Annotated in this window: 17 protein-coding genes and 1 pseudogene; 6 read left to right on the top strand and 12 right to left on the bottom strand. The window is 41.9% G+C overall.

Annotated features, from left to right (window positions below):
• Positions 1 to 42: 42 nt before the first annotated feature.
• From ASE55_RS14645 to ASE55_RS14675, 7 genes are all read right to left on the bottom strand, one after another.
• The gene (locus ASE55_RS14645; RefSeq protein ID WP_056221165.1) at positions 43 to 327 is read right to left on the bottom strand and encodes a hypothetical protein; all 285 of its coding nucleotides are present in this window, start codon (positions 325 to 327) and stop codon (positions 43 to 45) included.
• Between the two features lie 10 nt (positions 328 to 337).
• Positions 338 to 1,699, bottom strand: coding sequence for a S41 family peptidase (locus tag ASE55_RS14650; RefSeq protein WP_082474582.1), 1,362 nt, complete (start codon positions 1,697 to 1,699; stop codon positions 338 to 340).
• Positions 1,700 to 1,702: 3 nt separating this feature from the next.
• Entirely contained in the window at positions 1,703 to 2,443 is a 741-nt protein-coding gene (locus tag ASE55_RS14655) for a hypothetical protein (RefSeq protein ID WP_238585060.1), read from the bottom strand.
• 161 nt (positions 2,444 to 2,604) lie between these two features.
• The gene (locus ASE55_RS14660) at positions 2,605 to 3,516 is read right to left on the bottom strand and encodes a T9SS-dependent choice-of-anchor J family protein (protein WP_056221168.1); all 912 of its coding nucleotides are present in this window, start codon (positions 3,514 to 3,516) and stop codon (positions 2,605 to 2,607) included.
• Between the two features lie 81 nt (positions 3,517 to 3,597).
• Positions 3,598 to 4,911: a hypothetical protein gene (locus tag ASE55_RS14665; RefSeq protein WP_056221170.1), complete on the bottom strand. Its 1,314-nt coding sequence runs from the start codon at positions 4,909 to 4,911 to the stop codon at positions 3,598 to 3,600.
• 307 nt (positions 4,912 to 5,218) lie between these two features.
• Positions 5,219 to 8,506, bottom strand: coding sequence for a TonB-dependent receptor (locus ASE55_RS14670; RefSeq protein ID WP_056221173.1), 3,288 nt, complete (start codon positions 8,504 to 8,506; stop codon positions 5,219 to 5,221).
• A gap of 64 nt (positions 8,507 to 8,570) precedes the next feature.
• A complete protein-coding gene (locus ASE55_RS14675; RefSeq protein ID WP_238585061.1) occupies positions 8,571 to 9,515 on the bottom strand; it encodes a FecR family protein in 945 nt (314 codons plus the stop codon).
• Between the two features lie 243 nt (positions 9,516 to 9,758).
• Here ASE55_RS14675 and ASE55_RS14680 point away from each other — a divergent pair, with 243 nt between their 5' ends.
• Both ASE55_RS14680 and ASE55_RS14685 read left to right on the top strand, forming a co-directional pair.
• A complete protein-coding gene (locus ASE55_RS14680) occupies positions 9,759 to 10,379 on the top strand; it encodes an RNA polymerase sigma factor (RefSeq protein WP_056221178.1) in 621 nt (206 codons plus the stop codon).
• 155 nt (positions 10,380 to 10,534) lie between these two features.
• Positions 10,535 to 11,770 carry a YaiO family outer membrane beta-barrel protein gene (locus tag ASE55_RS14685; RefSeq protein ID WP_056221181.1) on the top strand — a complete coding sequence of 412 codons (1,236 nt, stop codon included), beginning with the start codon at positions 10,535 to 10,537 and terminating at the stop codon, positions 11,768 to 11,770.
• Between the two features lie 8 nt (positions 11,771 to 11,778).
• On the opposite strand, the gene ASE55_RS14690 is transcribed toward ASE55_RS14685, so the two are convergent.
• Genes ASE55_RS14690 through ASE55_RS14705 form a run of 4 tightly spaced genes read right to left on the bottom strand, consistent with a single transcriptional unit; the run spans position 11,779 to position 20,559 of the window.
• Positions 11,779 to 15,213 carry a sulfatase-like hydrolase/transferase gene (locus ASE55_RS14690; RefSeq protein ID WP_056221184.1) on the bottom strand — a complete coding sequence of 1,145 codons (3,435 nt, stop codon included), beginning with the start codon at positions 15,211 to 15,213 and terminating at the stop codon, positions 11,779 to 11,781.
• On the bottom strand, positions 15,207 to 16,274 hold the full coding sequence (locus ASE55_RS14695) for a HEAT repeat domain-containing protein (protein WP_056221186.1): 1,068 nt from the start codon (positions 16,272 to 16,274) through the stop codon (positions 15,207 to 15,209). Before ASE55_RS14695 ends, ASE55_RS14690 begins: the two co-directional genes overlap by 7 nt.
• 6 nt (positions 16,275 to 16,280) lie before the next feature.
• Positions 16,281 to 16,637 (bottom strand): response regulator transcription factor, encoded by a 357-nt coding sequence (locus ASE55_RS14700; RefSeq protein WP_056221189.1) that lies wholly within the window; start codon positions 16,635 to 16,637, stop codon positions 16,281 to 16,283.
• Between the two features lie 13 nt (positions 16,638 to 16,650).
• A complete protein-coding gene (locus tag ASE55_RS14705; protein WP_056221192.1) occupies positions 16,651 to 20,559 on the bottom strand; it encodes a response regulator in 3,909 nt (1,302 codons plus the stop codon).
• Positions 20,560 to 21,133: 574 nt separating this feature from the next.
• On the opposite strand from ASE55_RS14705, the gene ASE55_RS14710 reads away from it, so the two are divergent.
• From ASE55_RS14710 to ASE55_RS14725, 4 genes are all read left to right on the top strand, one after another.
• Positions 21,134 to 21,712: a Crp/Fnr family transcriptional regulator gene (locus ASE55_RS14710; protein ID WP_056221194.1), complete on the top strand. Its 579-nt coding sequence runs from the start codon at positions 21,134 to 21,136 to the stop codon at positions 21,710 to 21,712.
• A gap of 124 nt (positions 21,713 to 21,836) precedes the next feature.
• Positions 21,837 to 22,904 carry an SDR family oxidoreductase gene (locus tag ASE55_RS14715; protein ID WP_056221196.1) on the top strand — a complete coding sequence of 356 codons (1,068 nt, stop codon included), beginning with the start codon at positions 21,837 to 21,839 and terminating at the stop codon, positions 22,902 to 22,904.
• Positions 22,905 to 23,354: 450 nt separating this feature from the next.
• Positions 23,355 to 23,786 carry a hypothetical protein gene (locus ASE55_RS14720; RefSeq protein WP_056221199.1) on the top strand — a complete coding sequence of 144 codons (432 nt, stop codon included), beginning with the start codon at positions 23,355 to 23,357 and terminating at the stop codon, positions 23,784 to 23,786.
• A gap of 2 nt (positions 23,787 to 23,788) precedes the next feature.
• Positions 23,789 to 24,913 carry a hypothetical protein gene (locus ASE55_RS14725; protein WP_056221202.1) on the top strand — a complete coding sequence of 375 codons (1,125 nt, stop codon included), beginning with the start codon at positions 23,789 to 23,791 and terminating at the stop codon, positions 24,911 to 24,913.
• A gap of 229 nt (positions 24,914 to 25,142) precedes the next feature.
• On the opposite strand, the pseudogene ASE55_RS20965 reads toward ASE55_RS14725, so the two are convergent.
• A pseudogene (locus ASE55_RS20965) lies at positions 25,143 to 26,306 on the bottom strand (IS3 family transposase).
• Positions 26,307 to 26,357: the final 51 nt, after the last annotated feature.

The following is a 26,357-nucleotide window of genomic DNA, read 5'->3' on the forward strand; positions in this document are numbered from 1 at the left end:
TCAAGAGTTCAGGTAAAAATAATTTGAGGAGTTCGGCATCGTTTAACATTCCTCAAAATTATCAATATTTCTTTTTCTCCCCAAGTTTTGAGATTGATCCGTAATGACTTTCCGCAGGCCGTCATGAAACTGCCTGTACTCTTTTATGCTCTTTTCCAGTTTCTTTCTGTTGGCCAAATATTCCTCATACAGCTCCAGCAGTTCAGAAAACTTTGATGCAACGTCAAAAGACTGAGCCTCATGCTCTTCCATGGCCTGGGTGAGACTGCGGTACGCTTCAATACGTTCGGCAAGGCTGTTGTGAAATTTAGGCTCTATTCCCTGCATTTTCTCAGGATTATCTTGCAGTTCCTGCAAAAGGGTTATCACTCTGAAACAGAACGTTCAGCTTACCTTCCGGCATCTGTCTGCCGGATGATGATTTGGAATAAATCTTATTCAAAGCGGATGAAAGTAAAGTTTCCTCAGGATTGCCAAGCGGTAAAAGCGGTAATGCATCATATTCATCCACTGCCATCTGCGGGGCAATCCCGTTGCTGTAGCCGCCGGCTCCGTCAGCATTGAAAACTTTGTAAATAACAGGGTGAATCTGCCATGAAATCTTTTTCGGTTTCCGTTTGTCTTCAATAGGAAAGCCTGCCATGTCTTTCCCCAGTGTTTTTCCCCCGATCTGGATCACCTGCATATAAGGTTTTAAATTATTAATAACAATTTCCGAAGCCGAAGCCGTACTGCCTGAACTCAGGATATAGACTTTATTCAACCCTAATGAACTGGCATGAAGGGTATTAAAATCAAGGGCATCGGGATCATAAGCAATCTGCTGTGAAAAGGTACGCTTCACCTCTCCTCCGTTTTTGTTTCCTTTATAGGTAATGAAGGGTGAACCGGCTGATATTCCTGAAGGGATCAACGAGCACAAAGCAGCAGCAGATGAAACCGAACCGCCGTAATTGTACCGGAGGTCCAGGATCAGTTCCTTGATTCCCGCCGCTTTAAAGGCACTGAATTTCTGGTTCAGGCTCTGCGTCATGCCATCAGGAAAATCATAAATATAAAGGTATCCTGTTTTTTTGCCGCCTTCCTCAAAAATTTTCGCATCAACAGGCTGCGCCAGGGAATACCCGTAATAAACCGTCGTGGTTTTTTCATTAACCACCGTATTATTCTGCCAGTCCCCAACGGTGAGCTCAATAACGGTCTGGTCCTGGATTGAGGAAGTAAGCTGTTGTGCATTGGAAGCGGTAACTGCCGTTCCGTTGATCTTTTTGATGACCATTCCTCTTTTTAATCCGGCATTCATTGCGGGAGAATTGGTAAGGACCAGCTTTATAACGGTAACTGCTTCACCATTTGGAAGCTGCAGCACAGCATAGTCGAAACCATACATTCCCCGTACGGATCGCGGATAGGTGGAAGCATCTTTGGTATCCACAATATAGGAAAAACGGTCCTGAGGCGACAAAAGGGTTTTAAAGAAATCTTTTACGGGAAGATGGTAATCCGGCTTTGCCGGCATCTGGTCTGCCCAGTAATAATACCGCTTCATACTGTCCTGCACCCACACATTTACAGATTCCCTGCTTCCTTCGGGAAAATCCGGAAAGCCATCATCTTCATCCCTACATGACACTACAGCAATGCCGGTAAAAATTATCAGCAAGCCGGTAAATACAAAAAATTGCTTTATTTTTTTCATGGTTTACAGATAACCCACAATGTCTATATCTCCATTTACAACTACGGTCCCGTTCTCCGTTTTCTCCTGGATGACGATCATATTTGCGCCGATGTCCTGCTTTATTTTCACCGGGATAATTCCGGAACCTGTATACGGTTCTGTGGTTCCCGGCTTGTACAGTTCCAGGTAAACCGGAGCGGAAATGCTGAAAAAATTATAGATTTTTACGGCTGTGAAATTTTCTTTCCCGATATTGTCAAATTCTGCCAGAACTACCCCGTTTTCCCTTTTCAGGACTCCTTTAACATGGGTAAGCGGAGATCCTGAGAATTCGCCCAGGTTGGGGAAAATAAATTCAAACCCAACTTTCCCCAGGTTGACCTGAGGTTTTACGGCATATGTTTTCAGGAAAATGTCCGGAAGGTTAAAGAAATAAAGGTTTTTATAGTCCTCCCAATTATGGTAGCTGATATCGTATTTTGCAATCCGTGCACCCGTCTGGCTGTTGTAAATACCCAGTTCATCGGTTTCGCCTTCATCAAGCACGAAAGTGATCTGGGTTTCTATTTTATCGGCATATGAATTATTTCCGTTGATGGCAACCGGAGATCCGTTGAGCCTCAGCTGTACTGCATCCGGTTTGGAATAGCCTTTTACATTAATTTCGGCGCGTTTCTGTGCTTTGTCATACGGCTGCATCACCTGATTGTCGGTACATGAAAACAGTATGGAAAACAGCACCGTTGCTATGATATTTTTCATTGATATTATATTGATTGATGAATCTGATTTAAAACTGCCCCGCCCAAAAGCAGGGCAATAAGAATTATAAAAAAAACTAAATCGGATATTTTAAGATGAAAAGATTACTGTTATTTAAAATCTTCATGGTTTATTTTAGATATAAATAGGTTTAAGAATGGTTATTTCTTAATGAATTTCAGTATTTCTTTTGTATTCCCATCAGAAACCTCAGCCATATAAACGCCTGCTGATAATGCGGATACATTGATATTTCCTGAATATTTTGCCATCATTACTTTCTGGCCTGCCATGTTATAAATGGCTACTGTTACTGCATTTTCTTTTAAAGCCGGACTAAGCTGCAACTTTAAGGTATTGGTTACAGGATTTTCTGATATTCTGGTTGGATTTTTAACGGTTTTCACATCATTTGTTTTTAAAACGGATGAATAAATCGCCATCTCATCAATATTGATATTCTGAGAATTGATAGGTGCGGCCACGATCCTGTTTGACCATAAACCGATGTAAATCTTTTTCCCTGCAAAAGCAGAAAGGTCAACCAGCGATTCTGCAAACTGGGTAAGGTCTGCCGGCAAAGTGGTACTGGCGGTAAATTTATAGGTGGCTCCGCCTGCATTCTGTGCCGCTGCAGCCAGTTGCTGAAAATCAGAGAGTTCAGGCACCTGCTTCTGGGGCGTGCTCACAAAAATATAAAGATCCCTTCCCACGCTTGCATGGGTAGATCTCTGCCTTCCGATGTAGCCGGCCAGCGTGATGGTACCTCCTGCCCCGGTAAGATTGATTTCAGGTGAAATAATCCAGTCGTTTTCCGTGGCAAAGCCCGTGGCATTACCTGAAGGAACCAAATTTATGGAATGACGAAGAACGCCTGAAGTTCCGTACGCCAAAGTACTTCCGTTGTGGTAGATATTCTGTCCCTGCACCCATCCGTTACCGTTGCCGTTCAGGTCATGGAAAGTCCAGCCCTGCAAAGAAGCCGGTGTATCGAAGGAATTGCTCCAGACCGGATATTGTGCAAAAACGGATTGCGCTAAGAATATAACAGATAATAAAATTAATTTTTTCATAATAGCAATTTTTATGGTTTTTGTTTGTAGTAAAAGCAGGGATGACAATCATGCCCTCCCTGCATTTTTTAAGAAAGATTATTATTCTACAATGGAGAAATCATATTTCGTCCACGTACCCTGGAAGTTTCCACAATTTCTTGGAGATACATTCCAACTTAAGCTGAAGAAAGGACTTACCATTCCGAAAGCATTTGCGGATGCTGAAGAAACGATGTTGGCAGCAGGAATCCCCGCAGTGCCCAAACCTGTTACAACAGCTGCATTGAAGCCGTGTACTTTGATTGAGCTGTATGTAGAGGCTGAAGATAATTCAGACCCTGAACCTTCTACTTTGATTGCTGTAGGATACCCTGTAATAACAGCATCATTTAAAGTCAGTCTGCCGTTTCTTCTGATGTGGATTCCGTTTTCGTAAACAGGTCCTGTATATGGAGAAGATAAAGTGGAATTCGTACGCGTTCCGATGATCGTAAGGTTGTTGATCACAGGATGTGTAAGCAACGGAGTGGATGTACCCCCTGCATTGTTGTCAAGTTCAATACCGTTTGTGTCAGAAACTATGCCGCTTACCGTGTGTTCTGAGCTTAAATCTGCCAAGGCAAGGGCACAAGTGATTGTACCTGTATACCCGTTGTCGAAGTCGAAGTTATCATCTTCTGCGGCAAATGAAACCAGGTTTGTTGCATTAACCGTACCTCCGAAGAATTCAAAAGAATCATCCTGACCATAAGAAACCTGGATGTGATCTATTGTAGTACCGCTTCCTACACCGGCCAATGTCAAAGCATTCACCTCGTTACCGGAGTTAGCACCTAAGAAATCGTAACCTGCAAACTCGATACGAACGTACTTCATGATTCCGGCGCTATGACCAGAATTAGCACCACCATAATAGAATTGGGAATTCTGAGGAAGACCTTCCACTACCGTTGTTGTAGGTACGTTTGTAGGCGCATCTCCCAATAAAATCACTCCTCCGAAGTCTCCTGCTTCAGCAACAGTATCTTCATTTCCGTCTAATAGTCTATAACTTGTAAAGATAATAGGCTGGGATTCTGTACCGGTAGCATTGATTCTGCCTGTTTTGGTAACGATTAAAACCCCTCTGCCTTCCCCGTCAGCGTTGGGCTTGGCTTTGATAAATGTTCCGGGCTGTATCGTAAGCACGGCACCGTCTTTTACCGAGATGTTACCATCCAGCTCTATTACCCCGCTCCATGTAGTATTGGTGGTAATGTCTGCATTAACAACAGTTACGGGAAGTGCCGAAGCCGTAATATATTCTGCAGAAGCAGACTTCATATCAAAAGCGTTTGAAGAATCTGCTAAAGAATCATTTTGACAGGCAATAAGTGATAAAGCTGTTGCTGCAATCAGAGTTAATTTTTTCATTGTTAAATTTTTTTGGCCAGGCCGGTTGTTTATGTTTCAGGCCTGAAGTTTTTTATGTTAGAAATACCCGCCTCTGTATTTCTGCGATTTGGTTAATTTGTGTACCTGTGCACTGCATGAGGAGCTGCCCTGCAAAGTTTCCCGGTGAGAAATACTAAGCTGCTGCCCGGGAAAAACAGCCGGCTTCCGGTTTTGTCTGAATCTTTTACTGCTGCTGCGCATCACCAGTGTTATTTTTTGATTCTTCTCAGGTTACCGGAACCTGTACGTCGCTATACTGAGCTCTTTTCTTTAATTTTTTAATGGTTTAAAAGGTATAATTCACGCTTAATCCCAACATTCTTCCGCTGTAGGCGCGAAACAGGATCTTGTCTATGTCTTTATCATATTTATCGGTAGCTCCCGGCAGGAGTTCCAGCATTTCCCGTTCTGTCTGGAGGCTCCCGCCCTTTGACACGGAATAGGAATTGTAATTATTGTAAAATTCCTTCACCCTGTTGAAGAGGTTTCTGGCATTAAACTTCACTTCCAGGTTCCGGTCCCTGAGAAACCTGTAAGAAACCTGCGCATCAGCAACGGCATACGGCCTCTGTATTTCTTCCCCGTTGTAGCCGTACCCCACGGTAATGTACTGGTCGCCTTTTGCATTGTATAAAAAGCTTAATCCCAATCTTTCTCCGTCATACATCAGGCCCAGATTATAAGCATAGGGCGTCTGCCCGTACAGCGGCCGGTCCACTTCGTATGTTTCGTCTGCATCCGTTGTTTTTGTCTTGTCTTTAAAAGCAATTACTTTGGTATCATTGTAGGTAAAATTTCCGCTGATAAAAAGCTTTTCCAGAAAAGAATCTGTTGCTATGAAGCCTAAGTTTTTTCTTACCTCAGCTTCTAGGCCTTTCAGTTTTGCATTTTTAGAATTTCCGTTGAAAAGGTGCAGGTTGCCTTCATTGGAAATATATCCTTCCCTTTCAATGGGCTTGTCAATATTTTTATAATATAATCCTGCTGAAAATATTTCTCCTAATGCCGGAAACCATTCAAACTTAAAGTCATAATTATTCACTATTGATGATACCATTTCGGTGTTATGAATCAACCCGTTGGCAATAGGATCAAAATACGGCAGGCCTGTTCTTTCATTAAACTGCGGGCGGATGGCCATTTTGTTATAAGCCAGTCTCAGGTTGATTTTATTGGTCGGGCTGTAGGTAAAGTTGGCGGAAGGCATAAACTGCCAGGGCTTGTCTTCTACCCCGGTTTTGAATACATTCTGCTGATCATCAGGATCTATCTGCTGAGAAATTAAATTATATCTAAAATATTCCGCTCTCAGTCCCCAGACCAGCCTCAGTTTATTCCAGCGGTTATCAAACATGATAAATCCGGCATGCTGATCTACTTCGCCTTCGTATTTCTCGTCATTATAGAGTGGCCTTGTCTGCCATCCTATCCCACCGGGAACGTAATATGAACCATCCAGCCAATCGGAAAGCGAGCCATCCAGCCCTCTGATTTTAGGTGCACCGTTGCTTTCATCTGTTCTCAACAAAAATTTCTGCTGTATGTTGGTATTGTGTTTTGAGGCACCTGCATATCCGGCTTTAATATCATTTTTAACATTTCCGATATCCATGTTCCATTTGAAGGACACTCCATAATTGTAATCGGTTTGTCTGTTTTCTATATAACCCCTTGCAAAATCACTTGATGAGTTATTGATCTGGTGATAGGACATGATTTCACTTCCTATAATCTCATAAAATGTCTGGTGCAGCGTATAATCTTTGGTATCAGAGGCTACACTTGTTCTCGCTGCAAACCAGTCTACCACCACGTTTCCTATCTTATGGTTCCCTTCCAGCTTATTCTGCAACAAAGTCTGGTAAACAGGGTAATTGGCATTGTCTGCATACGGTTTATCCAAAAACTTTATCTGTTCCGGATTATTACCGGGGATGATCCCGTTGTAAAAATAATTATACGCGGCCTCTGCATTGCCCGGCAATCCGCTTCCGCCGGTATATTCATTCCAGCCTGTAATTCTCGTGACGGTATTGTCATAAATATGGGTATAGGAATTACGGAAGGAAATCCTGCTTTTTCCCAGCTGCAACCCGAAATTCAGCATTCCCGCCACCGTGGAATTATAGGTATAGGAAGCTCCCCGGTTTTTAAAATCATAAAATTTAACGGGTGCAGATCCGGTTGATTCCCAGTCGTTGACCAGTTCCGTAGTATCCAGCCAGTTTCCTCTTCCGGTATGGTCAATATCTAATTTTGTCTGTTCGTTCCTTAAAGTTAAGGCTCCGGCAAATCCCCATTTGTTGTTGTTGTTGTTTTTAAGCTGAAAGATCCTTCCCAAAGCCAGCTGCATATTGGATCCCATATCAGCAGTTGTTGCATAGTTGGTAAAATTATCATTGGTAAACTGCCTGGACTGCTCGAAAAACAGCGGGTTCTCCCAGTTCATTGCCTTAAGGCCCATCGGGAAATCCCTTGTCCCGTCGTCATATCCGAAATAATCGTACTTTCCGCGCTGGCGTGTTATGGATTCTTTAAAAGTGGCAATATCATTATAAGAGGCTCCCATACTGATGGTGGTAAAATCCTGACTGGGAATATCTTTCGTCCTTACCTCAACATAGCCTCCTGCAAAGCTGGCATTCATGTCCGGAGTTGCCGTTTTACTTACCACAATGCTTTCCACCATGGCGGTAGGGATAATATCAAATGAAAAATTCTGGTTGTAGGCTTCCGTACTCGGGAGGCTGATCCCGTCCATCGCAGCGGTATTCCACCGTTCTCCCATGGAGCGCACCACCACATATTTATTGTCGATGGTTGTAATTCCGGTTACCCTTTTCAGGGTTCCGCCTACGTCGTTATCAGGTGTCCTGGAAATCTGTTCGGCAGAAATACCGTCGCTCATCTGGGCCGCTTTCTTCTGCTGGGCCAGTAATCCGGCCTGGGTATCCGCTTTTCGCGCTCCCGTAATCACCACTTCCTTTATATCCGTTATCTGGTCTGAAGCCGGTTTCATCGCAAACGAAACACTGTTGGTTCCGTTAGACGTTACCGATAGTTTTTCTACCCTTAAGGTGTTAAATTTCCTGGCTTTAACAGACAGCGTATACAATCCGGAAGGAAGATCTACTGCAAATGCTCCGTTATTATCCGTAGTAACGGTTTTCCCGGCCACCGTCACCTGAGCACCCACTACAGGGTTTCCCACTTCATCAACAATTTTTCCGGAAATCCGCCCGTTTCCCGATACGGAAACATTTCTCCCTTCATATTTTACCGAAATAAGATCTCCGCGCAGACGGAAGACTACAGGAAGGCCCGCTGTGATATCTTCGAGACAGCGGTCCACGGGAATATTTTCACATCTTGTCTCTTTTACTTTTAATTCTTTAATATCAGATTTAGAATATGCCAGCCTTGTTCCTGTCTTTCCTGCAAATTCTTCTAAAACTTCAACCAGCGGCCGGCCTGCCGGAACAGAGAACGATACGTTCTGTACCATTTCCTGTGCCCCTGCTGTTGCCGTAAAAAACAACACCGCGATTGTAAAACTACATTTCAAACTTTTCATCTTCTTTTTCAGTTAAAATTTCTGGTTACCTGTTTTATTTATTCGTGTTTTCAGATCTGTTATTTTATTTCAGGGTATAGATGGGGCCTTCCTTTTCAACTTTCAACCCCAATATGAAGGCGAGTGCCTCTATATTTTCATCACTGCTTCCGCCGGTGAAGTCTGCCGTTATTTTTTTGCCTGCAACTTCCTGAGGGTATCTGATATTGATCTGATGGCTTTTCTGTAATACCTCGACCACTTCTTTTAAAGAGACATCATTAAAACTTAAAGACAGTAAAGCGGAAGTCTTTTTTGCTGAATTTTTTACGGCGGCCACTGAAAGAACGGCTGCCGTTCCGGAAATCCCGAAATTGGTCCATTTCTGCTGGGGCTTAAGAAAATAAACGGGAACGCCTTCAGAGGAAACCGCAACTTTACCTTCATAAAGATCAACCGCCTTATCATTTCCTGACTGGGAGATTTTAAAAACCGTTCCCAGAACTTTTGTACTGAAACCGTCAGCCTCCACCACGAAAGGATGTATTTTAGATTTTGCTACGGAAAAAATGGCGTCACCTTTTAATGCAACTATTCTGGTTTCTGCAGGAAAGGACTTTTCTACCGTAAGTTCCGCACCCGGAAATAAGGTTACGGATGAGCCGTCTGCCAGATAGACTTTTCGGTTTACAGATTCTGCGATATACACATCCGGTTTAAAGAAATTATAGTAGGTAAAAATTCCTCCCAACGATAGCAGCAGCAGGATGACCGCCGCAGCCCGGTATATGTATTTTTTGAAACCGATTTGATGATCCGTTATTACCGGTTGGGTAAAATAAGGCTCCAAAGCGGCTAAAGTTCTTTCCTTAGATTCATTGATCTGATTTTTATCCAGTTCTTTTTCAACATGGATTTTCCATTTTTCCAGGGTTTCAGTTTCTTTCGCAGATATCTTATCTCCGGAAACTTCCCTTTGCCAAAGCCTGAAAACAAATGCTTCAGCTTTTTTATATTCTAGACGCTTCATATAATACTTGATTCTAAATTCTGAGTGTTTCTATTGATAAGACTGCGGAAAATAAAAACTTCCCCGGGCTGACCTTAACATCTTATTCATATTAAAATCAGGTTGTTAACAATTCCGGGGATTTCTTGTGCTTTATCAACATTCGCTTCATATTGGGGTACTGTTTCCCGGAAATAATTAACACTGGATTTACGAAAGTTCACAAAAAGTTAATTTTACATTAGGTAATTTTGCGGGGTAATTATGAAACCTACAGATCAAATTTTACTGAACAGGATAAAATCAGGAGACCGGCCTGCTTTCATGCTGCTGTATGAAAGATACTGGGACCCTCTTTACGGTTTTGTTTTCGGGAGAACGAGGAATAAAGAGGCTGCAGAAGAAATTTTACAAAACCTCTGGATTAAAATCCTTGAAGATCCCGGCGCGATACAGACTGACGAATCCGAAAGTGCAAAAGGCTATCTGCTGCGCCACCTCCACTACAGAATACTGGATTATTACAACAGTTCCAAAAAAGACCAGCCTACGGTAAGCATTGATGAATCTGACATCCCGATAGAAATAACGGACACCGAGTATTTTGAAATTCTTGAAGAAAACGATATTTCAGCTCTGTTTGTCATGATTGACGAAGTTGTTTCCCAACTTCCGGTGACCGAGCAGAAAGTCTTTGATATGAGGATCCGGAACAACAGGTCTGTTGATGAAACTGCAGAGGCACTCGGTTTAAGCAATAAAACAGTCAGCAACAAGCTGAGCAAAACGCTTGGCGAGATACGCGGACAGCTGAATCCGGACTACCAGTCTTCCAAAAAATTCGTGACTTTGTTAATGCTGATGGAAATTCTGGCAAAACACTGAAGAGAATCTTCCAACATATTGCAAAACTGATCATTAATTATGGTTTTAATGAAAATACGGGCTGAGTTGAAATATATCTTTTCACATCTGTAAAAGTTCAATATATTTGTTAATGAGATATCCTTTACCCATAAAAATTCATTAACCATTGCTCAATGAAAATATACTTTGGATCTTTAGCTTTACTGGTCTTGCTTCCGTTAACCATCTACGGCCAGCAAAATGTGTCTGTAGACGAATTATTTGTGAAGGCCAGAACAGCCGCATTTGAAAACAAGGACTATCCCACCTCTATCTCACTGGCCAGACAGGCATTGGAAACGGCGCCTGACTATACTGATATTTCTGTTTTTTTAGGAAGGGTTTATACCTGGAACAAAGATCCGGAGTCTGCAAGAATGGTTTTTGAAGAACTGGGAAAGAAAGATGTTAAGGATGAAGATTATTTTGTTGCGTACGCTTCCCTGGAGTACTGGAATGACCAGAATGCAAAAGCAATCAGCATTACTGACAAAGGATTGGGATATCATCCCCAGTCTGAAGCCCTGTGGCTGTTAAAAGCCAAAGCCTCTTATGCCAACAAAGAATATACTGAATCTGAAAAGGCCGTTAAAGCGGTTTTAACAATCAACCCAAAGAATACGGAAGCCAACAGCCTGGCTGTAAGAATCAATGAGTTTACTTCTAAAAATGCCGTCAGCCTTACTTATAATTACTCCCATTTTGACAGGCAGTTTGATGACGACTGGCATGTTGTGGGGCTGAGCTACAGAAGAGCTACCTCTATCGGGTCTTTCATCCTCCGGGGAAATTATGCCAATAAGTTTGCGCAGAACGGAACCCAGATTGAGCTGGAAGCTTACCCCCGGCTGTCTAAAATGTTTTATCTGTATGTAGGGGCTGCCTATTCCAATGATGTAGGACTGTTTGCAAAATACCGCACAGGGGTTTCCTTAAATGCCAGCCTTCCGCACAGCTTTGAGGCAGAAATCGGTTACCGACAGCTTTATTTCAGCAACAGCATCTGGATGTATACCGCTTCGGTAGGGAAATATTACAAAAATTTCTGGTTCAATCTCCGTACGTATATCACGCCTGACAACAGGAATATTTCACATTCATATACGGGAACAGTAAGGTATTATACCAAAAGCGCACAGGATTATGTTGCTTTCCAGATCGGCACGGGAATCAGCCCGGAAGAGAACCGAAACAACCTTCTGGAAAATGAAACGTTCAAACTTAAGACATTTAAAATCGGTGCTGAATATAATTTCACCTTAAAAACCAATGCGTTTTCTTTGGGAACGATGTATTACAACCAGGAATACCGCCCGGATGAAAAAGGAAACCAATTCGACATTACATTGGGCTACACCAGAAAGTTTTAGCCGTTTCCTTATCTGGATCTGCTCTTTTTCATGAAATTAACCATTACCGAATCCGGCATCAGCTTTTTGGTGGCATAAAACTTTGAATTCATGCTTTTGAAATGGCTGAACCGGCGGCTCACCATCTTTAATGCGGCTGCATCGCCTGAAGCATCTTCTTCCAAATCGTTAAGCGTAAACAGCTGCCCGTCATGAATATAGTGTTTTCCGGAAACGAAATCCACCAGCATGTTTTTACTCTGCATGATCGGGATATCCGTATTGCTGATTTCCAGGTCAGGCGAAAGGCCTCTTCCTACCCAGGTCACCGTTGACGGCGTTTTTATTTTATAATTGTTCCTGTAATATGCCAGAACGGAAGGTGCAATATCAAAATGGCTTACCGTTTTACGGAAATGCTTCGGTTCTTTCAACAGGGGCGAATAGATCAGCAACGGAACATGGAACCGGTCAATGGTAGACTGCAAAGTGATTTCCGGCATGCTGTGGTCTCCTGTGATGATGAAAATGGTATTTCCGAAATCCTCCCGTCTGCTGTACTTTTCAAAAAAACTTTTCAGGGCGTCATCGGCATTGAGAACGGAAACCAGCTGATTCTTAAAGCCGGCAGCCCATTTTTTCTGTCCCGGAGACAGCTGCCCCGACTGTAACTTCCGGTTGTACAGCTTTTCATAATACGGCCTGTTATTGATTAAGAAAGGATTATGGGTAGACAGCGTAAGCAGCATATTGAAATATGGCCTTTTCTGTATTTTCTGCCCGTTCAGCATTTTACTGAAAACCGCCTGGTCTTCATACCCCCAGCTGTCCCCGTGAGCAGAAGGAAGCTTCCGGTAAGGTTTCCCGAATGAAGGTTCATCCACAATGTGGTCTACTTTACTGTACTCCAGAAACGGCCTGTAACGGTCAAATGACAGATTGCCGCCATAATAAAATCCTGTTTCAAACCCGTTTGCTTTCAGGATGTTATACAGGTTAAAATTCTCCGGGGTCTGCTGTATTTCCAGGAAGCCGTTTTTTCCGAAAGGAAGCGATCCCGTAAGAGAAGGCAGGGCCCCGAATGTTCTTCCCGCTGAGCTTAAGCTGTTTTCCCAGTGCAGGCTTTTTTTGGATAAAGAGTCCAGGAAAGGCGTGAAACTGCCGATGTATCCTTTGGGAGAGGTATAGGCATGGCCAAAGCCTTCCATGACTACAAAGACAAGATTCGGGACTTCTTCAGACCTGTTAAAATAATCTCCGAGAAAATCCGGGGTATTTTCTTTTCGCCAGAAAGGAAATGCTTCGTCCAGCGTTTCAGGACTGGCAGTGAAATCTTCCGTTTCATTCAGGAAACCGCTGATTTCCGGGTGCCCGCTGATGAAATCGTCTTCATTGGAGGTAAAGAAATAGGCCCATTTGCTTTTGGCAGCAGTCTGGCTGAATGTGTCGGCCCGGCTTAATTCCTTCGACTGTAAAACAGAATCCGGAATGAAGAAAGCGATCAGCCCGATACAGAAAAAAGCAATTCCTACATATATTGACTTCAATGCAGACCTTGAGGCAAACCACAGCGGAGTTACCGATACTGCAATTAAGATCACTAAAAGTGCAAAGTTTTTGAAATTAAGCATTCCGCTTGCCCTTAAAATCTGTTTCAGCTCGTCCTTGCTGTAATATAAAAAGTCTGCCCCGAGCATATTACGGGTTTCAGAGAAATACAGAAACAGCATGTACTGCGTAATCACAACAAACGCAAATACGACAAGCCCTACGGTTTTAGCCCAGCTTTCCTTCAGAAAATTAACAATGAGATAAATAACCCCGAGGCCGAAGATCAGCTTAAAGGCAAACAGGATATTCCCGAGGAAAAGGCCGCTCATAATAAAGGAAGTATCCAAGTCGGGGAAAGAATACCGGTACCAGAACCATTCGGTGACCATCCCCACCACAAACAGCAACAGGAAAACCACAGACAGCATTCCCCATTTTTTAAGGCCGTTCTGAAGAATGGCTGAAATCCGCTGCTTTAAAGGCAGATTCTGGGTATTCTGATTGAAGCCCTGCCGCGTCATTTCTCCCCATCCGTGGGATTTTTTAAAGTAATCTATAAACCCGTTCACCCCTGCTTTCACCACGATAGGATGGAAATAAAACGGTTCTGAAAAAGCGGTTACGATCAGGGTGAGAAAATCTTTTCTTTTGGTGTACACCTGATGGCTGACCAGGTCTACCAGTATCCCATAAATAGAATACAGGAACCCCATGGAAACCACCAGGGCAAACAGAATGACAAAAAACGGCCAGTTGATAATCCCCAGCAGAAGAAAAACAATAAAGACAATATAGCCCAGAAATTCTACCAGCGGCCCCAGAAACTCAAAAAAGAACCAGTAAGGAAGGCTTACCATTCCCAGTTTTCCGTATTTCGGGTTGAACATAAGCTTCCTGTGCTTCCAGAGGGTTTCAATGGTCCCGCGCATCCACCGGTTCCGCTGTTTTTTAAGGATATCCTTGCTTTCCGGAACCTCCGTCCAGCAAAGAGGATCCGGGATGGTAAGCACTTCATAAGACTCCTTCCGTTCTTCCATGTACTTGCGCATACGCACCACCAGCTCCATGTCTTCACCTACGGTGGTTTTATCGTAACCACCACATTCAAGGACAATTTTCCTGTCGAAAACCCCGAAAGCCCCGGAGATCAGGATCAGCCCGGAGGCACGCGCCCAGGCCATTCTTCCGAGTACAAAAGCTCTTATATATTCCAGGGCCTGCGTCCTTCCCAGAAGTGTTTTGGGCATATTCACGCTTACGACTTTCCCGTCTTCAATGACACAGTTGTTCGCCAGGCGGATTACGCCGCCACAGGCAATAATTTTTTTATCGGTCTGTTCCAGAAACGGTTTTGCCAGCTTTAAGATCGCATCCTGTTCCAGGATACAGTCCACATCAATACAGACCAGATATTCCCCGGAAGAAACATTGATCCCTACATTCAGTGCATCTGCTTTGCCGCCGTTCTGCTTATCAACAACAATCAGTTTTTTAAAAGCCGGATTTTTACTTTTATAGACGCCTTTTACGGGATTGGTTTCAATTTTTCCCTGTACAAAAAAAGCTACGCATTCCAGCTCATAGGCTTCGATCAGCTTCTGCATGGAGTCGTCCTTGCTCCCGTCATTTACGATAATAATTTCCAGGTTATGGTAGTAAAGGGAAAGCAGAGACCTTACATTTTCCACAATGGTCATCCCTTCGTTGTAAGCCGGGGCAAGAAGGCTGAAAGCAGGTGCATTGGGATTGGCTGCAATCAGGCTGTAATCCGTAAATGTATTTTCTTTTTTATACCGGATCACGGCTCCCAGCGCATAGATCCCGATCCAGCCATAAATAACCGCTACGGCAGTCCCGTACAGCAGGAAGAGCCAGATGACAACTTCGTAGATGATGTGTGAGAATTCTAACATATTTTTTCCCGGAGTGCATATTTAACAATTTGAATTAATTCCCCGGATGAAGATGCATCCTCGGCCAGCTGTAATAAATATTCCCGGTGACCGAGTGAAAAAAGGGCCTCCGCAGCGTTCACTTTGATTCCGGAAGCATTATTTTCCGATAATTCTTTTTTAAGCAGGTCTGTACAGCATGGGTCTTTTGAAATCTTCATGACCCGGAGGATTTCCAGCTGGACTTCATAAGGCTGCTGGTGGTAGACCTCAGTAAGATAATTTACTGTTGATGGGTTTTCCAGAGACAGCAGGGTCTGTACAGCCTGTATCCTGACCTCATCAGAAGAATGGTCCAGCAGGCTGAGCACGGCCGGATAAAAGGAAAACAGCCGGAATTTCCTTAACAGTTTAAGGGTAAATACAATAACAGAATCATTCGTGCTTTTTAGCCAGTTTTCGATGTGCTGCCCGGAATTTTCCGGGATGCCGGTAATGGAAAGGAGAAGCCTGAGCTGCTGCCATTCTGAGATTTTACCTGAAGCGGTATCCAGGAAATCCAGGCCCCCGAAACCTTTAAAGCTTACCATTGCATACTGTGCTTCCTGATACACCTGCGCAGAAGGATGAGATACAAAGGAATCAATTTTGGGAAGTGCTTCCCGGGCATCCATTACCGTAAGTTCCTGTATCCCTCCGGCAATCATGTATGGTTTTTTCTGATCCAGCTTTTTTATGGCTTCATGTTCCAGATGGTATTGCTTAAAAAGCGTCTTAATTTTATTTTTTGCCGCTCCTGAAAATTTCTTCTCGGAATCCACCAGCCTGTGCAGGAATACATTCCTGAATGAAGAATTCCCTGAATAGGCTGCAAAGACCGGATCAGCAGGCGTTTCGTCCTCATCATACACAATGGCTTCGGATATTTTCTGATCAATCATCTTCAGCCATCCGGACATGCGTACGGATTCTTTATACTGGAAAAAGCTGTACAGAAGCACAAATATGATCAGTAAGAGCACCAGCAGCAGCATTCCGATGAAAACCAGAAAAAGAAAATGTACAGAGGTGGTTAACAGCATTTCGGTTTATTTTGGGATGAATCTTTTGATCCTTAACATCAGTTCATTAGGACTGAAAGGTTTCACGATAAAATCCGAAGCTCCCAAATCGAAGGCATTAAGCACCACTTCTTCCTGCCCCATGCTGGATAGCATAATCACCGGAATCTGCTTCCCCATGGCCTGTATGGCAGAAAGTATTTCAATTCCTGAAGCAAAAGGCATCATGATATCCGTAATGGCGAGGTCAACATCTTTTTCCTTTAGGGTTTCTATGGCCTCCTTTCCGTTGCGGGTAAGGATTACTTCATGCCCTTCTTTCAACAATTTGTGCTCTATCGTTTTTAAGATCAGTTCATCGTCTTCAGCAATCAGGATCAGCATAGCTTTTTATTTTTTATTGTATTAAATTTTTTATCAGGTCCAATCCGATCGATATTTCGTGGATTATTTCCTGCTGCATACCCCGGAAATCCATATTCTGAGTTGCTTTCTCCTCCCAATCTGAAGCCGTTTCCGCGAGGCTGACCAATCCGGCCGTTCCGGCTGTGCCTTTCAGTTTATGAAGAATACTTTTCAGATCATCCGCATTTCCTCCGGCGGCGGCAGTTTTAATCTGTTCTTGTGCATCGGTAAGCTGCTGAATAACCAGGTTCAGAAACATTATTTTAAAATCTTCATCGTCTCCTATCTGCTCATTTAAAATTCTGGCATCCAGATAGGTCTCCTTTTTTACAGAATTACTGTTTTCTGAATGATCGCCGGAAATATATTTCTTCAGCATTTCCAGCAGGTCAGACTGTCTCAGGGGCTTCGGCAGGAAATCATCCATCCCTGAACTCAGGCATTTTTCTTTTTCCCCGGCTATGGTCCCGGCCGTAACCCCGATAATGGGAACAGCGGAATATTGCGGCAGCAGACGGATCTGTTTTGTGGCTTCAATACCATCCATCACGGGCATCTGCACATCCATCAGTACAATAGAGAACTGTCTTTTTCTGCATTGCTCCAGGGCTTCCAGTCCGTTTACCGCTTCTGTAAGGTGCACATCCGGAATAAGGGATTTCATCATCCTGTTGTTAAGGACCATATTTACAGGGTTGTCATCTACCAGCAATACCTGAAGGTCTGGTGTAAAAGAGGAAAGCACTGCAGGTTCAGGTGCTGTTGCAGGTATTTCTTTTTCATTATCCTGTACGGCACGCCTTAAGGTTCTGTATAATTCTTCCGATTTTATGGGTTTTAAAAGGAAATATGAATTTTCTTCCTGGCGGAAAGAATTGATGACGTCATGCTCTTCTGAGGAAGTATGAAGGATTACAAGCGGAGAAACCTCGTTCTTGTTATCAAACAATTGTTTAATTTTTTCAATGGTTTCGAGCCCTGAAATAACAGGCATGTGATAATCCATTAAAATAACATCAAAAAGTTCCCCGGCCAGCAGAATCTGCAAAGCTTCCATCCCGTTGGCTGCCAGTTTAGACTCAATATTCTTGTAAGCCAGCATATGCTGAAGGATCACCCTGTTCGCTTCATTGTCGTCTACAATAAGCACTTTCCGGATCGTCAGCTCTTCATCTTCATTTGCATCGGATATTTCATAAGGGACTTCAATATCAAAGAAGAACACTGAGCCTTCCTGAAGGGTACTTTCCAGTGAAAGGCGGCTTCCCATATATCCCAGGATGTTGTTTGAAATGGTAAGGCCGAGCCCTGTACCGCCGTAACGCTTGCTGATGGAGCTGTTCTCCTGTGTGAAGGCATTGAAGATATGCTGCTGCTTTTCAACAGGGATCCCGATGCCCGTATCTCTGACCGCAAACCTTAATGTTATATTTTTTTCATTGCTGCTGAGCTTCTGTACCTTAAGTTCGATCTCGCCTTTTTCTGTAAACTTTACGGCATTCCCCAAAAGATTGATAAGGATCTGTTTCAGGCGGGATTCATCAAGCCATACTGTTTTCGGCAGCCCCGGTTCGATGTTCAGCAGCAGTTCAATATTTTTTTTCTGGGACTGGTAGAGAATGACATTGATTACCTGGCTCACCAGGTCATAGACATTGGATTCTTCAATCAGCAGTTCCATTTTTCCGGATTCTATTTTGGAAAAATCCAGAATATCATTGATGATGTTCAGCAGATTTTCTCCTGATTCATTAATGTAATTCAGGTACTGGGTCTGCATTTCATTCAGCGGAGTCTTCAGGAGAAGATCAGAAAACCCGATTACCCCGTTCAGCGGTGTTCGGATTTCGTGGCTCATGTTGGCCAGGAATTCAGATTTGGCTTTACTGGCGGTATCAGCAGCTTTCTTTGCATTTTTAAGCTCTTCATTGGTTTCTATCGTGCCTGTGATATTCTGCACGGATATGATGACACCGCCTATCACCCCGTCTGAAAGGTACCAGGGGCTTACTCTGAGATTGTAATGCTGTATGCCCTCTTTGTGGTCTACTTTCAGCGCAAAATCCTCGTTATTATAAGCGTTGCCCTGCAGTGCATTGCGGTAAATTATTTTTCTTTCTTCGGGAACATCCGGGGAAACGGTAAAGATATTTTCACCAATCAGTTCCCTGTGGTTCATATCGAACTCTTCTTTCCAGCAGCTGCTCACCGAAACATAGTTAAGGTCTTTATCAAGCATAGCCACGGCAACAGGTACATACGTTGCAAAAGACTGCATCATGGCTTCTTTCTTAGCCAGCTCAAGATAGATGTTTTTAAATGCATCAATATCCTGGATGATCCCGAAGACCCTTTTGCAGACTCCGTTTTCAAATTCAGGAATCCCCTTTATCCTTACCCAGATCTTAGCGCCGTCTTTGCGGACGAGCTGCAGCTCTTCATCATAGGTAACCCCTTCAGATACGGCCCGGTCTATTAACCCCCCTATTTTTTCGCGGTCTTCTTCCGTGTAAAAGCCAATCGCATTTTCAAAATCCGGCTGAAAATCCGGATCTACTTTATGGATTTCTTTTGCTGTTTTAGACCAGAATACGGAATGGTCTTTAAGGTTGAGTTCCCAGCCTCCTACCTGCGCTACGGAACTTGTCTGTTCCAGTATTTTCTTTACATAGAGAAGGTCTCTTTCCAGCGTCATCCTTTCGGTGACATTCAGGGCGGTACTCACTACATACGGTTCGCCGTTTTTATTGGTTTCCACCAGGTTATGGTACATCCAGATCAGCTCCTCGCCTTCTTTCGTGCTGAGGATCATGTTTCCGAAATCTTCTTTATTATTGTTGATGCGCTGAAGGTACTGTTCCAGCAAAGGCCAGTTGGCTTCAGGAACCAGATTTTTTAAATTCAGCTTACTGACCTCATCTGCAGAATAGTGCAATGTTTCCCGGCCTTTTTCATTGACTTCGAGGATGTTGCCTTCCATATCATGCATGCTCATCAATCCTATGGCATTTTCAAAGAAGCTTCTGAAACGGCGCTCTGAGCTTTCCAGCTGCCGCTTTTCTTCTGTATACTGGGTGACATTAATTCCGAAACAGAATATTTCAGAACGGTTCATGCTCCATTTCAGATACCATTCCACAATTATAGGGACATCAGCATTATTCATGCTTTCCGTAGAGGTTGTAAATACCAGTTCTTCACCGGAATGAATGAAATTTTCTAAGCGGGGTTGCAGTTCCGTGCTCTGCTTACCCAAAAGTGTCAGAAAATCATGATGCACTGCCTGGTTTTTGGAAAGATTAAAAGCTTTCTCAAAAGCAGGGTTTACATCTTTCAGGATACATTCATTATTCAGAACACAGATCAGGTTATTGGAAATATCAAAAATCTGCCGGAAATATTCTGCCTGAATATTCTTCTTTTTAGACATGAACAGCTTCGTAACTGCACTGCCTAGTTTTGTAAGCGTCGCAATCTGGTTTTCAGACAGGGTTTTGGGCTTGTAATCTATCACGCAGATGGTTCCCAGCGCAAAGCCTTCATCATCAATCAGCGGAATGCCCGCATAGAAACGGATCCCGCCTTCCAGGATCAGCGGATTGTCAGATGACCTTTCGTCAGAAAGCGTATCATTAATCACCACCACTTCGCCGCTCGCAATGGAATACTGGCAGATGGTATTTTTCCGGTCTACAGAATCCATTGAAATCCCAATACAGCTCTGTATGGTCTGGGTCTGGCTTTCCATGATGCTCACCAGTGAACTCGGGCAATCTGTAACGAGACAGGCTGTTTCTGCAAAAATATCCAATTCAGGATCTTTAGATAAGTTCAGGAGATCGAACAGTTCCAATTTTTTGATTCTTTGATCCTCGTTATCAGGAACCGGATAATTATTCATAGGTAAAGTCTTTCATTCTTAAGCTAAATATACTAAGAAAATTGTTACTACAATTCCTTTTGTGTAAAGATGCAATTTTATATCACATAAAATAGAGTAACAATCAGTTAAAAGCTCTGACTGCAGCTGATACCACTGATTTTCATATCAATAAATTTATAAAAAGTATACAGAAACCCCTCTCCTGCCTTTACATTTTCTTATAAAAACTGCCATTATTTCTGATTATTTTGACCTGATAATCACTTCCAGTCAATAAAATCTGCTGTAAACAGAATATTATTCAGTCATAAAGGCTTTATATTTATCCTATCGGATTAAAACATTTATTATTATTAAAAATATTCCTTACTTAATGACTATCGGTGTATTTTCATTAAATCTTAAGCAGTTTAAATTTAACTTTAAATAAAGATTCGATGAATCCAACTTCTTCATAGAAAATGGCAGTTTAAAAATGTACTGTTTAAAAACTTTGCCGGAGCTGCTGTAAATATTAAGCAGTCCGGATCGGCTGTCTTTAAAATTAATAGTGGTAAATTAGTCTTCTCTTTATTTCAGGATTAAATACTATATGTTTGATGTTCTAATTTCACATATCAATAAAAAAGTTGATCTCAGCAACGGTCAGAATGAACTATTAAAGTCGTTTTTCACTGAGAAAAAGCTTCGCAAAAAGCAGTTTCTGTTACGGGAGGGCGAACTTTGCGGACATTTATCTTTTGTAAGCAGAGGCATTCTGAAATCATATATCATGGATGAAAAGGGCCAGCAGCGGATCAGCTTATTTGCTTTTGAGGGCTGGTGGATTTCAGATTTCAACAGTTTTATCAATCAGGAAAAAGCGGTATTGAATATTGATGCGGTTGAAGATGCTGAACTCCTGCTGATCAGTTATGAAGATTATGAAAAACTGACTTTAGAAATTCCCGTGATGGACCGTTATTTCAGGATCCTGTATCAGAACAGCCTGGTTACAAAGGACCACAGGCTGATGGTATCCAACAGTTTTACGGCAGAGGAAAAATACCTTCAGCTGGTAAAAAGCAATCCTGAAATGATCCGGAAGCTTTCCCACCGCTTAATCGCTTCATACTTGGGGCTGAGTCCGGAAACCGTGAGCAGGATCCGGAAAAAAATACTGCTCCGCTAACCTGTTCTCAACCACAGAAAACTCATGATCTATATCAAGTGTTTTTGCCCTGAACCGTTTCTATCTTTGTTATGTGATCTGAAAAAGATCAGGTAAACAATGAAGTAACAAATTAATTTACATTATGGAAAATATTGCATTAGTCGTCGGTTCCACAGGAATCACGGGCAGCAACCTTGCTCATGAACTGATCTCACAGGGCTGGACCACATATGGCCTGGCAAGGAATCCCAACCGCTCTGTTTCAGGACTGAATCCTTTACAAGCAGACCTTCTGGATGAAAAAAGCCTGACGGATGCTTTGGAAAACATCGCTCCCACCCATATTTTTTTCACCACCTGGATGCGGAATGATACGGAGGAAGAAAATATACGGATTAACAGTGCCCTGGTAAGAAACCTCCTGCAGGCCTTATCTCCGAAAAAATCAGTGAAGCATGTTGCTTTGGTGACCGGCTTAAAACACTATTTAGGTCCGTTTGAGGCTTACGCCAATGCCGGATCACTGCCCGAAACTCCTTTGCGGGAAGCCCAGCCACGTCTGGAATATCCTAATTTTTATTATGCCCAGGAAGATGCTGTTTATGAAGCTGCCGAAAGAGACCATTTTACCTGGAGTATCCACCGCCCTCATACGGTGATCGGATATGCAATCGGCAACCTGATGAACATGGGAACTACATTGGCCGTGTATGCCAGCATCTGTAAAGAAACGGGAGCAAAATTCATCTGGCCGGGATCCGCTGCCCAGTGGAACGGATTATCTGATGTCACGGATGCCCGCGTTTTAGCCAAGCAGCTGGTTTGGGCCTCTACTGCTGAAGCCGCAAAAAACCATGCCTTCAACGTGACCAACGGGGATGTATTCCGCTGGAAATGGTTATGGAGCAGAATTGCCGATTATTTCGGGATTGAAGCGGAAGGCTTTAATGGTTCTGTAAAACCTCTCGAAAAAGAACTGGAAGGCAGGCAGGAAATCTGGAAAGAAATTGCCCGACGTTATGAACTAAAAGAAAATGACCTTCTAAAACTGGCTTCAGCCTGGCATACCGACCTTGACCTGGGAAGGCCCATCGAAGTGATGACCGATGTCTCGAAAAGCAGGAAAGCGGGATTTACTGTTTTTGAAAGCACGGAGAATTCTTTTTTTGATCTGTTTGAAAGGCTGAAAGAAGAAAGAATAATTCCTTAGTGCCCTGCCTTTATAACCCGCAGGATTATCGAATCGGTTATTGGGGCAGCCTGCTGCTTCTGTTCTGCGCTGCATAAATATATTCCAGGCCATCAATTTTGGCTGGGGTGCTGCTGCCTTAATCTGTTACCGAAGTCCTGTAAAGATCTACAAGTCTTAGTTTGAGCACGAGCAAGATGCTCGCGTTAGCGGGGGAGCCTTTTATTTGAATTTTATATAAATAAACTTGTACACAAATATTCTGGACTAACTTCAAATCTAGATAGAGTACAGCTTGAAAAGGATTTAAGAAAAGCACGTCAAAAAATTAATAATGCAATAAGTAAAGCAAATAGTGATACGGCAACTGAAAAAGGAATTGATTATTATAATTTACTATTTTCAAGGGAAAAAAAATATGACGGAACAGTAAATGAATTTGATGGACTGAATTTATTTATTAAAAATCGTATGGGAAATAATAATTATAATTTTCTGGAAGCTTTAGGACGTTTTGTACAAGGTGCAATTGCTTATAATAATTATCTTAACAATGTTAAACCAGGTTTACAAGAAAATGAAGATTTTGGAATAGAAGATTTTGTAGATTTGTTTTCTTTTCTTACAAACATTTTAGGACTCGAAGTAAATTTGGAAGCTATGCTTGGTCCTTCTTGGGGAGGACATATAGGTGGAGGTTCCGGTGTGGGTGTAAGAGGTGCCGTGCATGGTTTTGCCAGATTAAGCTATCAAGGGGCATTATTTAAAAACGGGCAATTAACAGACCTGTCTCTTAACGACCCTTTACGTGCAAGTTTTGATGAGATCAACAGGCTTTTAGTATTAGCATCTGAAAAGAAAAGAGTAGGAATTAAAACATTGTTAAAAATATTAACTAATTAAAAATGAGAACCATTATTGTTGTACTTTTCCAAGTATCTTTTTTAACTCCTTTTTATGGACAGAATTTTAATGAAAGTGCTTTACTAAATTTGAAACAAAATCGTAGTGAAAATGTTAATCTGCATGGTCCAATAAAATCTGCATATTGGTATTATACTTATGTTTCAGATACTTTAGAAACAAGTATTCCTATTGAAGATGCAAAAGGTGAAATCATGTATTTCAATAGAAATATTGGAGGAGCTATTTTTACTTCTTTTGATAATAAAGGTAGATTGATAAAAAGAATTCAGGATTATGGGAATTCGATGGATTTGAAGAAAAATCCGCTATTAGAAAAATATGCAACGACATATCTATATGAAGATAGAGACTTACAACAGAAAGAAAATATCAGACTTTTAAGCTATCCTAAATATCCTGTATTTAATGATTATCAGTTAGTAAAGCAAAATTTTTTATATAAAGACAATAGAAGCCAAAATAATTATAAATCATTATTTGGATACACGTATTTATTAGATGATAAAAAAAGAATCAAGCAAGAAAAATTCTATTTGACCTCGGAGTCTGATAAATTTATTATAAAGGAAGAAGACTTAATAACAAAGACCGATTTTATTTACAACAATAAAGGTAATCTCATTAAACAAACGATTAAGCCAGGGGCTTTTGGAAAAGAAATGCCTTTTACAGCTATGGATACGGAAAGTTCATATTGCACTGATTTACATTTTTCTTATGATTATGATGAATTGGGTCGTATCACGAAAATGATTTTTTTTGGTTGTGGTAATAGCATACAAACAGAATCTTACAGTTATGATACAAATGAAAATACTATTTCTAAAAATGAAATAAACTTTAATTCTTCTTTACGAAGCAAGGTATATATCACTAAGAAAACGATCATGTATTATGATAAGTTTGGAAATATAATTCACAAGCAATATGTAACGGATTCTCCGACTCAAAAATTAATAGGCTTTATGTATCAGCTTCCGGAGCACACTTACTATAAATATAAATATGATCAATATAACAATTGGTATCAATGTGATATTTATATGAAGGGAGAGAGTGGCCCCATTACGGCAACAATTAAAAGAGAGCTAGAATATTACTAAAAAGTAATATGATCTAGCAAACCAATTGCAAAATAAATAATTGAATTATGCCAAATCAAAATATACATCCAACACTAAGTCAATTGATTTCGTTGGATGACATCCCTAACGAAATAGAGGGAATCCATGATGCACTTGTCAGTGTTTTCGATAACATTTATGTAAAAGACTTGATTGCATCAAAAAGTTATGATGGCTCTTCTGTTGTGTAGGCTTCCCCTTATCAGTACTAATCAAAAGTAGTAATTTCTGTTAATATTTTGTTGTTGTTGTTTAATGTGGGAAAGTGGGCAGGATCCAGCATTGGGTTTGCTTTGGCTTGCTGTCCATTTTTCCACATAACAGGTGACAATCCACCCAATGCGTCGTGCGGACGATAATGGTTGTAATCTTTGACCCATTCTTCCGCTACCTCTTACTTCATCCAGATTTGAAAATAAATACGCATCCAAAACCCCTTCTCTGAATGATTTGTTAAACCTTTCAATCAAAGAGTTCTGCGTAGGTTTCCCCGGCTGGATGTAAGCAAACTTGATATCATTTACCAAACTCCACGTCCGGATAAGGTGAGAAATAAACTCCGGCCCATTGTCCATTCTTATACTTTTTGGCTTTCCGTAACGGCCAATCAGGTGTTTCAGAATTCAGACCACACGGCTGCTTTTGATAGAATAATCGGCTTCTATATACAATACCTCACGGCTGTAATCATCTATAATATTAAAAGTCGTGATTTTTCTTCCGTTTTCTAAAACATCATTCATAAAGTCCATACTCCAACTCTGGGTAAAGCCTTGCGGAATGGACAGCGGTTCTTTTACTCTGGTGATCTTCCGTTTTTTGGATTTTCTCCTTAAAGATAATCCCGCCAACTTATAAATCCTGTGAAGCCTTTTATGATTTACCTTTTCACCTTGGTTACGAAGCCTGTGATAACATTTCCAAAACCCGTCACGAGGATGACTTTCTGTTAACGATAGCAGCTGTCTGTAAAGCACCGTGTCATCTTTGATGCTTTTGTAAGCCATAGAACTCCGGCTGATCCCAAGTATCYGGCACGCCCTGCTGATGCCCATTTCTGACTCTTTTTRCAGTTCTCCGATCAGATTCCTTTTGTGGCAGGGCTTTAAAGCTTTTTTTCGATAATATACCTTGCTGCCTCCAGGTCTAAAGCCAGGTTGGCGTACATTCTTTTAAGATTTGCATTTTCCTCTTCCAACTGTTTGAGGCGTTTTAACTCACCSSATTCCATTCCACCGTACTTACTTCGCCATTTATAGAAAGTCTGGCGGCTGATGCCGTTTAAACGGCACAATTCCTCGCTACTTGTTCCTRCATCGTAGTCCTTCAGAATCTTGGCGATCTGCTCCGGACTGAATCTGCTCTTTTTCATAGTGATTTTTACAATTTAAAATTAATAATTCTATACTTTTAAATTGTACTG

The sequence above is a fragment of the Chryseobacterium sp. Leaf201 genome (assembly GCF_001421435.1).
Lineage (GTDB): Bacteria > Bacteroidota > Bacteroidia > Flavobacteriales > Weeksellaceae > Chryseobacterium.